General features: G+C 61.1%; 14 protein-coding genes. 12 read left to right on the top strand and 2 right to left on the bottom strand.

The features are described from left to right. Positions 1 to 28 precede the first annotated feature (28 nt). Positions 29 to 889, bottom strand: a complete 861-nt coding sequence (locus tag AB4P94_RS14680) for a DMT family transporter (protein ID WP_395611123.1) — start codon at positions 887 to 889, stop codon at positions 29 to 31. A 419-nt stretch (positions 890 to 1,308) separates the two neighbouring features. Between AB4P94_RS14680 and AB4P94_RS14675 the strand changes: the two genes are divergently transcribed. Continuing rightward, positions 1,309 to 2,100 (top strand): lysostaphin resistance A-like protein, encoded by a 792-nt coding sequence (locus AB4P94_RS14675; protein ID WP_395611122.1) that lies wholly within the window; start codon positions 1,309 to 1,311, stop codon positions 2,098 to 2,100. 73 nt (positions 2,101 to 2,173) lie between these two features. Further along, positions 2,174 to 3,739 (top strand): methyl-accepting chemotaxis protein, encoded by a 1,566-nt coding sequence (locus AB4P94_RS14670; protein ID WP_395611121.1) that lies wholly within the window; start codon positions 2,174 to 2,176, stop codon positions 3,737 to 3,739. 103 nt (positions 3,740 to 3,842) lie between these two features. On the opposite strand, the gene AB4P94_RS14665 is transcribed toward AB4P94_RS14670, so the two are convergent. Further along, positions 3,843 to 4,529 carry an alpha/beta family hydrolase gene (locus AB4P94_RS14665; protein WP_395611120.1) on the bottom strand — a complete coding sequence of 229 codons (687 nt, stop codon included), beginning with the start codon at positions 4,527 to 4,529 and terminating at the stop codon, positions 3,843 to 3,845. 79 nt (positions 4,530 to 4,608) lie between these two features. On the opposite strand from AB4P94_RS14665, the gene ccoN (AB4P94_RS14660) reads away from it, so the two are divergent. The 10 genes from ccoN (AB4P94_RS14660) (at position 4,609) to ccoP (AB4P94_RS14615) (ending at position 12,309) form a co-directional block, all read left to right on the top strand. Continuing rightward, a complete protein-coding gene (gene ccoN / locus AB4P94_RS14660; RefSeq protein WP_395611119.1) occupies positions 4,609 to 6,033 on the top strand; it encodes a cytochrome-c oxidase, cbb3-type subunit I in 1,425 nt (474 codons plus the stop codon). Between the two features lie 10 nt (positions 6,034 to 6,043). Further along, positions 6,044 to 6,652, top strand: a complete 609-nt coding sequence (gene ccoO / locus AB4P94_RS14655) for a cytochrome-c oxidase, cbb3-type subunit II (protein ID WP_395611118.1) — start codon at positions 6,044 to 6,046, stop codon at positions 6,650 to 6,652. A gap of 3 nt (positions 6,653 to 6,655) precedes the next feature. Next, complete coding sequence (locus AB4P94_RS14650; protein ID WP_395611117.1) at positions 6,656 to 6,856, top strand: cbb3-type cytochrome oxidase subunit 3; 201 nt, start codon at positions 6,656 to 6,658, stop codon at positions 6,854 to 6,856. Beyond that, positions 6,853 to 7,788, top strand: a complete 936-nt coding sequence (gene ccoP, locus AB4P94_RS14645; RefSeq protein ID WP_395611116.1) for a cytochrome-c oxidase, cbb3-type subunit III — start codon at positions 6,853 to 6,855, stop codon at positions 7,786 to 7,788. The genes AB4P94_RS14650 and ccoP (AB4P94_RS14645) overlap by 4 nt, the downstream gene beginning before the upstream one ends. A gap of 145 nt (positions 7,789 to 7,933) precedes the next feature. Beyond that, positions 7,934 to 8,188 carry a type II toxin-antitoxin system Phd/YefM family antitoxin gene (locus tag AB4P94_RS14640; protein WP_395611115.1) on the top strand — a complete coding sequence of 85 codons (255 nt, stop codon included), beginning with the start codon at positions 7,934 to 7,936 and terminating at the stop codon, positions 8,186 to 8,188. Continuing rightward, the gene (locus AB4P94_RS14635; protein ID WP_395611114.1) at positions 8,188 to 8,598 is read left to right on the top strand and encodes a type II toxin-antitoxin system VapC family toxin; all 411 of its coding nucleotides are present in this window, start codon (positions 8,188 to 8,190) and stop codon (positions 8,596 to 8,598) included. The genes AB4P94_RS14640 and AB4P94_RS14635 overlap by 1 nt, the downstream gene beginning before the upstream one ends. A 495-nt stretch (positions 8,599 to 9,093) precedes the next feature. Then, on the top strand, positions 9,094 to 10,536 hold the full coding sequence (gene ccoN, locus AB4P94_RS14630) for a cytochrome-c oxidase, cbb3-type subunit I (RefSeq protein ID WP_395611113.1): 1,443 nt from the start codon (positions 9,094 to 9,096) through the stop codon (positions 10,534 to 10,536). Continuing rightward, entirely contained in the window at positions 10,536 to 11,144 is a 609-nt protein-coding gene (gene ccoO / locus AB4P94_RS14625; RefSeq protein WP_122543859.1) for a cytochrome-c oxidase, cbb3-type subunit II, read from the top strand. Before ccoN (AB4P94_RS14630) ends, ccoO (AB4P94_RS14625) begins: the two co-directional genes overlap by 1 nt. Before the next feature lie 5 nt (positions 11,145 to 11,149). Continuing rightward, positions 11,150 to 11,335, top strand: coding sequence for a CcoQ/FixQ family Cbb3-type cytochrome c oxidase assembly chaperone (locus tag AB4P94_RS14620; protein WP_020372609.1), 186 nt, complete (start codon positions 11,150 to 11,152; stop codon positions 11,333 to 11,335). Next, on the top strand, positions 11,332 to 12,309 hold the full coding sequence (ccoP, locus tag AB4P94_RS14615) for a cytochrome-c oxidase, cbb3-type subunit III (RefSeq protein WP_016973293.1): 978 nt from the start codon (positions 11,332 to 11,334) through the stop codon (positions 12,307 to 12,309). Before AB4P94_RS14620 ends, ccoP (AB4P94_RS14615) begins: the two co-directional genes overlap by 4 nt. Positions 12,310 to 12,586 lie beyond the last annotated feature (277 nt).

Here is a 12,586-nt window from a genome sequence, read left to right as displayed (position 1 = left end):
CCTTGCGCCCCTACAGCGTGTTCAACCGTCAGTTCTTACGGAATACAAAGACCAGGCCGACAATGATCAACCCCATCCCCAGAAGGCTCAGCAAAGCCAGTCGGTTACCGAAGATCAGGTAGTCCATCACCGCCGTCACCGCCGGCACCAGGTAGAACAAGCTGGTGACATTCACCAGATTGCCCCGTGCGATCAGGCGGTACAGCAACAGCGTCGCCAGCAATGACACCACCAACCCCATCCACAGCACCGGCACGTAAAAGCCTGCGCTGTGTTCAACATGGAACGGCTGGAACGGCACAAACACCGAACACAACAGCAAACCCGCCAGGTATTGCACCGGCAGTGTGCCCAAGGGATTGTCGGTGATGCGCTTTTGCATGATCGAGCCGAAGGTCATGCTTGCCAGCGCCAGCAAACCGAACAGCATCCCCGCCAGGGACATCCCCGACAGGCCGATGCCCTGGTAGACCACCATGATCAAGCCCGCCAACCCCAGCGCCAGGCCAAACAGGCGGCTCCACGAACGCCGACGCTCCACCAGCACCACGGTCAGGATTGGCTGCACGCCCATGAGGGTGGCCATCACGCCCGGGGTGACTTTGAGGTCCAGGGCCAGCAGATAGAAAATCTGATAGGCCCCCAACAACACCAACCCGGTCGCCGCCGCATACCACAGAGGCTTGCCGGGGCTTGGCAGTTTCAGCTTGAGGATCGGCACCAGAATCACCAACCCCACCAGGGCGATGGCAAAACGGACCAACAGAAAGGCAAAGGGCGACGCGTGGGCCAGGCCCAGCTTGGAGAAAATCGCGCCGCTGCTCCACAGCAATACAAACAGGCTCGTCGAGGCCGCCGCGGCCACGGATTGTTTCGAAAGAACAGACATGAATACCACCTGTAATCAGGCAAAAAGCCAATTCAGCGTGAGCTGAAACTCAGTAGTTTTTTTCAGGCAGGCAGAGGGGGACAGCGGTTCGCTGATCAGCCCGAAATGCCAACACCCGGCGGTGATACGGCTGCGTACACCGGCGTGCTACTGACAGGTGGGGGGTAGTGACTGATCTGCGCAGGCTGCTTGTTCCCACACGGCACGACCACAGCGCTGAGCGCTGAATCGACTACCGCTATGCGAGGGGAAGCTGGCATGGGCTGATCTTGTGTGAAGGGAGAAAGACCCGGGGACTATAACCAGCCACAAACACACTTTGCAATCACTTCATCCTAGCCTTTTGCGTGGAGGAGTTTTCATGCCCGCGCGCACCGACGGTCGTTATAATGCCGCCCAGATTTTTCCAAGGATTTCACATGATCGCCCTGCCCTGGCTGTACCTGGTGCTTCTTTCCATTGGCTATGTGCTGGCCCTGACCTACGGGCAATTAGGCGTGCTGGCGGTGGTTTCGGTCGTACTCTTGCTGATCGCCGGTTACGCCGTGCGCCAGCAGCGCACCCCTTGGGCGCGCTACCTCGGCCATGGATTGTTCATCGTGCTGGCCCTGGGTCTGGCGATGCACTGGCTGCCGGGTTTCTACAATGGCCGCGGCATCGCGCCCCAGCGTTTGACGCCCGACTCGGTGCCGTTTTCGTTGTACCTGAACCAGGACAAACCGCTGATTGGCTTCTGGCTGCTGCTGGCCTGCCCGTGGATTGTGGCGCGCCGCCCGCTGCGCCTGACGCTCTGCGTCAGCGCCCTGGCCCTGGCCCTGACGGCCGTTGCAGCCCTGGGAGGTGCGGCGTTGTTGGGCATCATCAATTGGGCCCCCAAATGGCCGGAGCAGGCCTGGTTGTGGGTGCTGAACAACCTGTTGCTGGTCACCCTGGTGGAAGAAGCGCTGTTCCGTGGCTACGTCCAGGGCGGCCTGAGCCAGCGCTTCAAGCACCTGCCCTACGGCGAGAACCTTGCGCTGCTGCTGGCCTCCCTGCTGTTTGGCCTGGTTCACGTGGGCGCAGGCTGGCATTGGGTGCTGCTGGCAAGCATCGCCGGCGTCGGTTACGGCCTGGCCTATCGCTTTGGCGGCCTCGGCGCGGCCATCGTTACGCACTTTGGCCTGAATCTGCTTCACTTCGGGCTGTTTACCTACCCGATGCTGGCCGGCTGATTGTTGCAAAAATAAGTTAAATAAACGCCCGCAACGGCCGATACCCCCTGAAAGCCTTGCGGATTGAACAACCATGCGTAATAACCAGCCCGTTACCCAGCGCGAACGTACCTTCCCCGCTCAGCAACGGTTGATCTCCACCACAGATGCCAAAGGGGTCATCACCTACTGCAACGACGCCTTCGTCGAAATCAGTGGGTTCACCCGTGACGAGCTGATTCGTGCGCCGCACAACCTGGTGCGCCACCCGGACGTACCGTCGGCCGTGTTCGCGCACATGTGGTCCACGCTCAAACAAGGCTTGCCATGGATGGGCATCGTCAAGAACCGCTGCAAGAGCGGCGATCACTATTGGGTCAACGCCTATGTGACGCCGGTCTTCGACGGCAACCAGGTGATCGGCTACGAATCGGTGCGCATCAAGCCCACCGCCGAGCAGATCCGCCGGGCCGAAGCGCTCTACCAACGCCTCAACAAGGGCAAGTCGGCGGTTCCCCAGCGCGACAAATGGCTGCCGGTGCTGCAGGACTGGCTGCCCTTCATTCTGGTCAGCCAGTTGAGCTTCATGATCGGCGCCTCGCTCAACTCTCACTGGGGCTTTGCCCTGGCGGCGGCGCTGTCGGTGCCGCTGGGCCTGTTGGGCTTGAGCTGGCAACAGCGTGGCCTCAAGCGTTTGCTGCGCCTGGCCGAGCAAACCACTTCCGACCCGTTGATTGCCCAGATGTACACCGACAGCCGTGGCGCCCAAGCGCGGCTGGAGATGTCGATCCTCAGCCAGGAAGCACGCCTGAAGACTTGCCTCACACGCTTGCAAGACACCGCCGAGCACCTGAACAGCCAGGCGGCGCAGTCCAACACCCTGGCGCACAACAGCTCCAGCGGCCTGGAACGTCAGCGCGTGGAAACCGAGCAGGTCGCCACCGCCGTCAACCAGATGGCGGCGACTACCCAGGAAGTCGCCAGCCATGTGCAGCGCACCGCCGACGCCACCCAGGAAGCCAACCGCCTGACCGGGCGCGGCCGCGATATCGCCGGGGAAACCCGCGACGCGATCCAGCGTCTTTCCGTCGCGGTGGGCGAAACCGGTGTGACCGTCACCCAGCTCGCCAAGGACAGCGATGAAATCGGCGGCGTGGTCGACGTGATCAAAGGTATTGCCGACCAGACCAACCTGCTGGCACTGAACGCCGCCATCGAAGCCGCGCGCGCCGGTGAGATGGGCCGAGGCTTTGCGGTGGTAGCGGACGAAGTGCGCCAACTGGCGCAGCGCACCGCCGAATCCACCGGGCAGATCCATGCCCTGATCGCCAAGCTGCAGCAGACGGCCAGCGCCGCCGTGCAAACCATGGACGCCGGGCATCGCCAGGCCGAAGAAGGCGTGGCGCGGGTGATGGAAGCGGATCAAGCCTTGGTGGGCATCAGCGAAGCAGTGGCCAACATCACCGACATGACCACCCAGATTGCCGCTGCGACCGAAGAGCAAAGCGCGGTGGCTGAAGAGATCAGCCGCAATATCAGCACCATTGCGCTGCTGGCGGACCAGACCTCGGAGCAGGCGCTGAATTCGGCGCAGTTGAGTGAAGAGCTGACCCATACCGCCAATACCCAGTACTCGCTGGTAGAGCGCTTCAACCGATAGACCACTGTGGCGAGGGAGCTTGCTCCCGCTGGGCTGCGCAGCGGCCCCAAAATTTTGGGAGCGCTTCGCACTCCAGCGGGAGCAAGCTCCCTCGCCACAGGTTTCACTCAAGCCCACTGAGGAAACTAAAAACCCGCCCCGCCGCAGCCTCCAAATGCTGCTCATGACTGAACCCAGACGCCTTCAACGGCTTCAAGTCATGATCCCCCGCCACCAGCCACATCACGTCGATGCTCGGCGATAACTCATAGCCTTCCACTGCCGCGCGATTGCCCAGCGCATCTCGTTCGCCCTGCACAATCAGCGCCCGCGTCTTCAACCCCGCCAGATGCTCGACCCGCGGCTTTTCCGGCTTGCCCACCGCATAAAACGGATAACCCAGGCACACCAGCCCGTCAGCGCCCAACTCATCGGCCAACACACTGGCCATGCGCCCGCCCATGGACTTGCCACCAATCGCCAGTTTCCCAGCGACATGACGTCGCACCTCGGCATGCACTTCACGCCACGCCTCCAGCAGTTTCGGCGCCGGGTTCGGGGGGCGTTTGCCGCCGTCCACGCGGCGCTGGGCCATGTAGGGAAACTCGAAGCGCAACACGTTCACGCCCTGTGCGGCAAGGCGTGCAGCCATGTCGGTCATGAAGCCTGAGTCCATCGGTGCACCCGCGCCGTGGGCCAGAATCAAGGTGCCCTGCGCCTCGCCTGTCGCGGCATCCCACAACCAGCCGCGTTCCCGCACACACTGCGCCCATTGATCCCCGTCAATACTGGCCTTGTGCTCTTCTCCCATGCTTGCCTCGCTTTTTAGTCTGCCTATAACTCCAGCCCAAGTGCCGCACTGGCTTGGGTTGAACCGTGGATGGGGAACCATGAACACTACTTTAAGTACCGCCTATAACTACAAGGTGGTCCGCCAATTCGCCATTATGACGGTGGTGTGGGGCATCGTCGGCATGGGGCTCGGGGTTTTTCTCGCCGCCCAATTGGTTTGGCCTGCGCTCAACTTCGATTTGCCCTGGACCAGCTTCGGCCGCCTGCGCCCACTGCACACCAACGCGGTGATCTTCGCCTTTGGTGGCTGCGCGCTGTTCGCCAGCTCTTTTTACTCGGTGCAGCGCACCTGCCAAACCCAGCTGTTCGCACCGAAAATCGCCGCGTTCTGCTTTTGGGGCTGGCAGCTGGTGATTGTGCTCGCCGCCATCAGCTTGCCGCTGGGCTACACCACGTCCAAGGAATACGCCGAGCTGGAATGGCCGATCGCCATTTTGATCGCCGTCGTCTGGGTCGCCTACGGTGTCGTGTTTTTCGGCACGGTGATGAAGCGCAAGACCAAACACATCTACGTCGGTAACTGGTTCTTCGGCGCTTTCATCATCACCGTGGCCATCCTGCATATCGTCAACCACGCGTCCCTGCCGGTGAGCTGGACCAAGTCCTACTCGGCTTACGGCGGCGCGACGGATGCGATGGTGCAGTGGTGGTATGGGCATAACGCGGTAGGCTTTTTCCTCACCGCCGGCTTCCTCGGCATGATGTATTACTTCGTGCCCAAGCAGGCCGAACGCCCGGTGTATTCGTATCGCCTGTCCATTGTGCACTTCTGGGCACTGATCACCCTGTACATCTGGGCAGGTCCCCACCACTTGCACTACACCGCACTGCCGGACTGGGCACAGTCGCTGGGCATGGTGATGTCGTTGGTGCTGTTGGCACCGAGCTGGGGCGGCATGATCAACGGCATGATGACGCTGTCGGGCGCCTGGCATAAGTTGCGCAGCGACCCGATCCTGCGCTTTCTGGTGGTGTCGCTGGCCTTCTACGGCATGTCGACCTTCGAAGGCCCGATGATGGCGATCAAGACCGTCAACGCCCTTTCCCACTACACCGACTGGACCATCGGCCACGTACACGCCGGGGCACTGGGTTGGGTGGCGATGATCTCCATCGGCGCGCTGTACCACATGATCCCCAAAGTCTTCGGCCGCGAGCAGATGTACAGCCTTGGCCTGATCAACGCGCACTTCTGGCTGGCCACCATTGGCACCGTGCTCTACATCGCCTCGATGTGGGTCAACGGCATCGCCCAGGGCCTGATGTGGCGTGCGGTCAACGAAGACGGCACCTTGACCTACTCCTTCGTCGAAACCCTGGTGGCCAGCCACCCTGGCTTCATCGTGCGGTTGGTGGGCGGTGCGGTGTTCCTCAGCGGCATGTTGCTGATGGCTTACAACACTTGGCGCACCGTGCGTTCGGCGCAGCCTGCCGAAGTCACCGCTGCGGCGCAGATGGCCTGAGGAGTCTGTGATGAAACACGAAACCATTGAAAAGAACGTCGGCCTGTTGATGCTGTTGATGGTGCTCGCCGTGAGCATCGGCGGCCTGACCCAGATCGTCCCGCTGTTCTTCCAGGACGTGACCAACAAGCCGGTCGAAGGCATGAAGCCCTACACCGCGCTGCAACTGGAAGGCCGTGACATCTACATCCGCGAAGGCTGCGTGCAGTGTCACTCGCAGATGATCCGCCCGTTCCGCGCCGAGACCGAACGCTACGGCCATTACTCGGTGGCCGGCGAAAGCGTGTGGGACCACCCGTTCCTGTGGGGCTCCAAACGCACCGGCCCGGACCTGGCCCGCGTCGGCGCACGCTACTCGGACGACTGGCACCGCGCGCACTTGTACAACCCGCGCAACGTGGTGCCGGAGTCGAAAATGCCGGCCTACCCGTGGCTGGTCACGGCTCAGGTCGACAGCAGCCACACCGAGAAAAAGCTGCACGTGCTGCGCACCCTTGGCGTGCCCTACACCGACGACGACATCAGTGGCGCCGTCGCCAGCCTCAAGGGCAAGACCGAGATGGACGCGCTGGTCGCGTACCTGCAAGTGCTCGGCACTGCCATCAAGAGCAAGAGGTGAGCCATGGGATTTGAATTCGATGCGGGCACTGTCCGCGGCCTTGGCACGCTGGTCGTCGCCATCGCCTTTATCGGCCTGTCGCTGTGGGTGTTCAACAACCGGCGCAACGCGGAATTCGAGCAGGCGCGCCTGCTGCCGTTCGCCGACGAACCTTCCCCAACCGACGCTCAAGAAGAGCCAGCAACAAGGAGCACACAGCCATGACCCTGTTCTGGAGTACATGGATCTGCGTATTGACCCTGGGCAGCCTGATCGGCCTGACCTGGCTATTGATCGGCACCCGCAAGGGCGAGACCAAGGGCAGCGTGGACCAGACCATGGGCCACGCCTTCGACGGTATCGAGGAATACGACAACCCGCTGCCGCAGTGGTGGTTCATGCTGTTCGCCGGCACCCTGGTGTTTGCGGTCGGCTACCTGATCCTCTACCCGGGCCTGGGCAACTGGAAAGGCATACTGCCGGGCTATGAAGACGGCTGGACGTCCGCCAAGGAATGGGACAAGGAAATAGCCAAGGCCGACACCAAATTCGGGCCGATCTTCGCCAAATTCTCGGCCATGCCCGTAGAAGAAGTCGCCAAGGACCCGCAAGCGCTGAAGATGGGCGGTCGCCTGTTCGCCTCCAACTGCGCGGTGTGCCACGGCTCGGATGCCAAGGGCGCGTATGGCTTCCCCAATCTGGCGGACAACCTCTGGCGCTGGGGCGGCTCGGCCGAAGCGATCAAGGCCACGATCATGAACGGCCGCCACGCGGCGATGCCGGCCTGGGGTGAAGTGCTGGGCGAAGACGGGGTAAAAAACGTCGCCGCTTATGTGCGTCATGATTTGGCCAAATTGCCATTGCCGGAGGGCAGCACGGCGAATCTTGCTGCCGGCCAGGCTGCGTTCACCACCACCTGCGTCGCCTGCCACGGCCCGCAAGGCCACGGCATGGAAGCCATGGGCGCGCCAGACCTGACCAAACCCGCCGGTTTCATCTACGGCACCAGCCTGGCGCAGTTGCAGCAGACTATCCGCCACGGCCGCCAGGGCCAGATGCCGGCTCAAGATGTGCTTCAAGGTAACGACAAGGTGCACCTGCTGGCCGCTTACGTTTACAGCCTGTCGCATGGGGACATAAAGACCGACGAACAGTAAACCGCCGCCAACCATCAAGCCCCGCACAGTAAAAACTGGCGGGGCTTTTTTTTGTGAGCGATGACCGCTCGTCCCTCTTCCCTCGCCCCCCGCGTCGCCGAAGTAGTAACGTAACTATATTCAGTTTGACTGGGGGATTGCGCCCATGACCATCACCACCATTTCCAGCCGCGAATTCAACCAAGACACAAGTGGTGCCAAAAAAGCCACCCGCCAAGGGCCCGTTATCATCACCGATCGCGGCAAACCCGCCCATGTACTGCTAAGTATTGAGGACTACCAGAAATTGACCGGCCTTAACGCCGACATTGTCGACTTGCTGGTCATGCCGGAAGCCGCCGATATCGACTTCGAAACCGAACGCGCCGTGATCACTCATCGCCCTGTGGACCTCTCTTGATGTATCTACTCGACACCAACGTTATTTCGGAACTGCGTAAACCCCAGGCAGACGCAAACGTAGTCGCCTGGGCCAAAAGCGTCATCGCTCCACGCCTGTTCATTTCGGCAATCACGCTCAAAGAGTTGGAGACCGGAGTGTTACGCATAGAACGCCGCGATCCGGCGCAGGGGAAAATATTGCGCACCTGGCTCAAGCGTCATGTGATGCCGGCATTCGATGCCAGGATTTTGCCGGTCGATGCCGCCGTCGCACTGCGCTGTGCCCACCTGCATGTTCCGGACAAGGCCAACGAAAGTGACGCCTTGATCGCCGCGACGGCATTGGTGCACGGGCTCACCGTTGTCACGCGCAACATCAGCGATTTCAAATCCAGCGGCGTCAACGTAATCAATCCATGGGAGGAATAACCGGCTCGCCTGTGAAAACCCTCCCGGCTTCACACCTCAACTGATCCGGGCGCTTGAAGCGGTCACCACGCGACCTGTTGTCACACCCTTCCCGCCCTCAACTTTCCCCTCCTGCCATTCGGGTCTACGCTTGTTCCCACAGTGGATCGGTATTGACCGGTCGACGGCCGATTTGCACTCGATGGGTTGAACATTTCTGCTCGATGACAGGCGCAAAGGCTGGCAGTGACCGGCTGTCGTGCCACTGACCCCTTGTCATTCACACAGCGTGTTTACACACACCTAGTTACAAGTCTTCCCGAACCCCGAAAATTCCTGTCTACTTGATCAGCTTTCCATTTTGGATTTTGTCCCCACGTAAAACATGGAAAGGGCGCAGAATCTGGCGTGGAACGCATTGATACAGGTCAGTCATTGCGTTGCAATGGCCCCTCGGTTTCTACATACTTGCGGCCGATTTTACCTATAAAAAAACCTAAACCGTGGAACCTTAGAATGAGCACAGCAATCAGTCCGACTGCTTATAACTATAAGGTCGTCCGCCAGTTCGCCATCATGACGGTGGTCTGGGGGATCCTTGGCATGGGGCTCGGGGTGTTCATCGCCTCGCAACTGGTTTGGCCGGAATTGAATTTCGGTTTGCCATGGACGACCTTCGGTCGCCTGCGCCCGCTGCACACCAACCTGGTGATTTTCGCCTTCGGTGGATGTGCATTGTTTGCCACCTCCTACTATGTCGTGCAGCGAACCTGCCAGACGCGACTGATCTCCGACGGCCTCGCCGCCTTCACCTTCTGGGGCTGGCAAGCCGTGATCCTCGGCGCCATCATCACCCTGCCGCTGGGTTACACCACCACCAAGGAATACGCCGAGCTGGAATGGCCGATCGCCATTTTGCTGGCCATTGTGTGGGTGACCTACGCCGTGGTGTTTTTCGGCACCATCGTCAAGCGCAAGACCAAGCACATTTATGTGGGCAACTGGTTCTACGGTGCCTTCATCCTGGTGACGGCGATGCTCCACATCGTCAACCACGCCTCGCTGCCGGTGAGCTGGTTCAAGTCCTACTCGGCCTATGCCGGGGCGACGGACGCGATGATCCAGTGGTGGTACGGCCACAACGCCGTGGGTTTCTTCCTCACCACCGGTTTCCTGGGGATGATGTATTACTTCGTGCCGAAACAGGCCGAACGCCCGATCTACTCCTATCGCCTTTCCATCGTGCATTTCTGGGCGCTGATCACCCTGTACATCTGGGCGGGCCCGCACCACCTGCACTACACCGCGCTGCCGGACTGGGCGCAGTCGCTGGGCATGGCGATGTCGATCATTCTGCTGGCCCCGAGTTGGGGCGGCATGATCAACGGCATGATGACCCTGTCGGGCGCCTGGCATAAATTGCGCACCGACCCGATCCTGCGCTTCCTCGTGGTGTCGCTGGCGTTCTACGGCATGTCGACCTTCGAAGGGCCGATGATGGCCATCAAGACGGTCAACTCACTGTCCCACTACACCGACTGGACCATCGGCCACGTGCACGCCGGGGCGCTCGGCTGGGTCGCGATGATTTCCATCGGCGCGCTGTACCACATGATTCCCAAGCTCTACGGCCGCGTGCAGATGCACAGCGTCGGGCTGATCAACGCGCACTTCTGGCTGGCCACCATCGGTACCGTGCTCTACATCGCCTCGATGTGGGTCAACGGCATCACCCAGGGCCTGATGTGGCGTGCGATCAACGATGACGGCACGCTGACGTACTCCTTCGTCGAAGCGCTGCAAGCCAGCCACCCGGGCTACATCGTCCGCGCCCTGGGCGGTGCGTTCTTTGCCTCCGGCATGTTCCTGATGGCCTACAACGTGTGGCGCACCGTGCGTGCCGCCGACCCGGAAGAAGCCGAAGCCGCCGCCAAGATCGCCGTTGTGGGAGCTCACTGATGAAGCACGAAGTAGTCGAGAAGAATATCGGCCTGCTGGCCTTCTTCATGGTCATCGCCGTGAGCATCGGCGGCCTGACCCAGATCGTCCCGCTGTTTTTCCAGGACGTGACCAACAAGCCGGTCGAAGGCATGAAGCCGCGCACGGCCCTTGAAGTTGAAGGCCGTGACGTTTACATCGCCAACGGCTGCGTGGGTTGCCACTCGCAGATGATCCGTCCGTTCCGCGCCGAAACCGAACGCTACGGCCACTACTCGGTCGCCGGTGAAAGCGTGTGGGACCACCCGTTCCTGTGGGGCTCCAAACGCACCGGCCCGGACCTGGCCCGTGTGGGCGGGCGTTACTCCGATGACTGGCAGCGCGCGCACTTGTACAACCCGCGCAACGTGGTGCCTGAATCGAAAATGCCGGCGTACCCATTCCTCGTGGAAAACAAGCTCGACGGCAAGGACACCGCGAAGAAACTCGAAGTCTTGCGCACCCTGGGCGTGCCCTACACCGATGAAGACATCGCCGGTGCGGCCGCGGCCGTGAAGGGCAAGACCGAAATGGACGCATTGGTGGCCTACCTGCAAGGCTTGGGCACCCTCATCAAAAGCAAACGGTGATCTTCATGGATATCGGGATGATTCGAGGCCTGGGCACCGTTGTAGTGATGGTGGCCTTTGTCGGCCTGGCGTTGTGGGTGTTCAGCCCCAAGCGCAAGTCGGAGTTTGACGACGCAACCATGCTGCCCTTTGCGGATGATCCCGAAGCCATCAAGCACGTCGAGCAAGCTTCTAGGAGTAACAAAGAATGACTACGTTCTGGAGTCTGTACGTCACAGTCCTCAGTCTGGGTACCATTTTCGCCCTGACCTGGCTGCTGCTGTCGACCCGTCGGGGCCAGCGCAGCGAGCAGACGGACGAGACCGTCGGCCACTCGTTCGACGGCATCGAGGAATACGACAACCCGCTGCCCAAGTGGTGGTTCATGCTGTTCGTCGGCACCATCATTTTCGCCCTCGGTTACCTGGCGCTGTACCCCGGCCTGGGCAACTGGAAAGGCTTGTTGCCGGGCTATAACTACCTCGACAACGACAAGCAAACCCCGTTTGCGAACGGCCAGACCGGCTGGACCGGCGTGCACGAATGGGAAAAGGAAATGGCCCGTTCGGACGCCAAGTTCGGCCCGATCTTCGCCAAGTTTGCTTCGATGCCCATCGAAGAAGTGGCCAAGGACCCGCAAGCCCTGAAGATGGGTGGCCGCCTGTTCGCCTCCAACTGCTCGGTGTGCCACGGCTCCGACGCCAAGGGCGCCTATGGCTTTCCCAACCTGACCGACGCCGACTGGCGCTGGGGCGGTGAGCCCGCGACCATCAAGGAAACCATCATGAAAGGCCGCCACGCGGTGATGCCGGCCTGGGCCGAGGTGATCGGCGAGCAAGGCGTGGCCGACGTGGCCGGGTTTGTGGTGACCAACCTCGATGGCCGCAAGCTGCCGGAAGGCGCCAAGGCCGATGTGGCCAACGGCGCGAAACTCTTCGCCGCCAACTGCGTGGCCTGCCACGGCCCGGCCGGTAAAGGCACCCCGGCCATGGGCGCGCCTGACCTGACCCACCCGGGCGCGTTCATCTACGGTTCGAGCTTCGCGCAATTGCAGCAGACCATCCGTTACGGCCGCCAGGGCCAGATGCCTGCGCAGGAACAACTGCAGGGCAACGACAAGGTGCACTTGCTGGCGGCGTATGTGTACAGCTTGTCTCATGGGGACAAAAAAGCTGAGGAGCAGTAAGACCGTTCACAGACTTTGAGAACACTGAAGACCCCGTGTGGGAGCGGGCTTGCTCGCGAATACGGTGGATCAGCCAACAGATGTATTGACTGACACTCAGCATTCGCGAGCAAGCCCGCTCCCACATTGGATCTCCTTCGCTTACACGATCGGGTTAGTCAAACTGCCAGATCAATTGATCCAGATCATGCAGGTCGCCCCCGATCAGCAGCAACGCAGGCGTATCATAACGCCACTGCAACAGCCTGTTTTGACCCCGGTTGGCACGTACTGGCCG

This window comes from Pseudomonas sp. B22129 (assembly GCF_044218875.1).
GTDB lineage: Bacteria > Pseudomonadota > Gammaproteobacteria > Pseudomonadales > Pseudomonadaceae > Aquipseudomonas.
Note: the sequence above shows the minus strand (reverse complement) of the source record. Positions and strands in the feature narration are given on the sequence as shown.

Excerpts from the sequence above, each read along its gene's own strand:
- ccoN (WP_395611119.1), top strand. The coding sequence starts at position 4,609 with ATGAACACTACTTTAAGTACCGCCTATAACTACAAGGTGGTCCGCCAA.
- AB4P94_RS14635 (WP_395611114.1), top strand. The coding sequence starts at position 8,188 with ATGTATCTACTCGACACCAACGTTATTTCGGAACTGCGTAAACCCCAG.
- AB4P94_RS14680 (WP_395611123.1), bottom strand. The coding sequence starts at position 889 with ATGTCTGTTCTTTCGAAACAATCCGTGGCCGCGGCGGCCTCGACGAGC.
- AB4P94_RS14675 (WP_395611122.1), top strand. The coding sequence starts at position 1,309 with ATGATCGCCCTGCCCTGGCTGTACCTGGTGCTTCTTTCCATTGGCTAT.
- ccoP (WP_016973293.1), top strand. The coding sequence starts at position 11,332 with ATGACTACGTTCTGGAGTCTGTACGTCACAGTCCTCAGTCTGGGTACC.
- ccoP (WP_395611116.1), top strand. The coding sequence starts at position 6,853 with ATGACCCTGTTCTGGAGTACATGGATCTGCGTATTGACCCTGGGCAGC.
- ccoO (WP_395611118.1), top strand. The coding sequence starts at position 6,044 with ATGAAACACGAAACCATTGAAAAGAACGTCGGCCTGTTGATGCTGTTG.
- ccoN (WP_395611113.1), top strand. The coding sequence starts at position 9,094 with ATGAGCACAGCAATCAGTCCGACTGCTTATAACTATAAGGTCGTCCGC.
- AB4P94_RS14670 (WP_395611121.1), top strand. The coding sequence starts at position 2,174 with ATGCGTAATAACCAGCCCGTTACCCAGCGCGAACGTACCTTCCCCGCT.
- AB4P94_RS14665 (WP_395611120.1), bottom strand. The coding sequence starts at position 4,529 with ATGGGAGAAGAGCACAAGGCCAGTATTGACGGGGATCAATGGGCGCAG.
- AB4P94_RS14620 (WP_020372609.1), top strand. The coding sequence starts at position 11,150 with ATGGATATCGGGATGATTCGAGGCCTGGGCACCGTTGTAGTGATGGTG.
- ccoO (WP_122543859.1), top strand. The coding sequence starts at position 10,536 with ATGAAGCACGAAGTAGTCGAGAAGAATATCGGCCTGCTGGCCTTCTTC.
- AB4P94_RS14650 (WP_395611117.1), top strand. The coding sequence starts at position 6,656 with ATGGGATTTGAATTCGATGCGGGCACTGTCCGCGGCCTTGGCACGCTG.
- AB4P94_RS14640 (WP_395611115.1), top strand. The coding sequence starts at position 7,934 with ATGACCATCACCACCATTTCCAGCCGCGAATTCAACCAAGACACAAGT.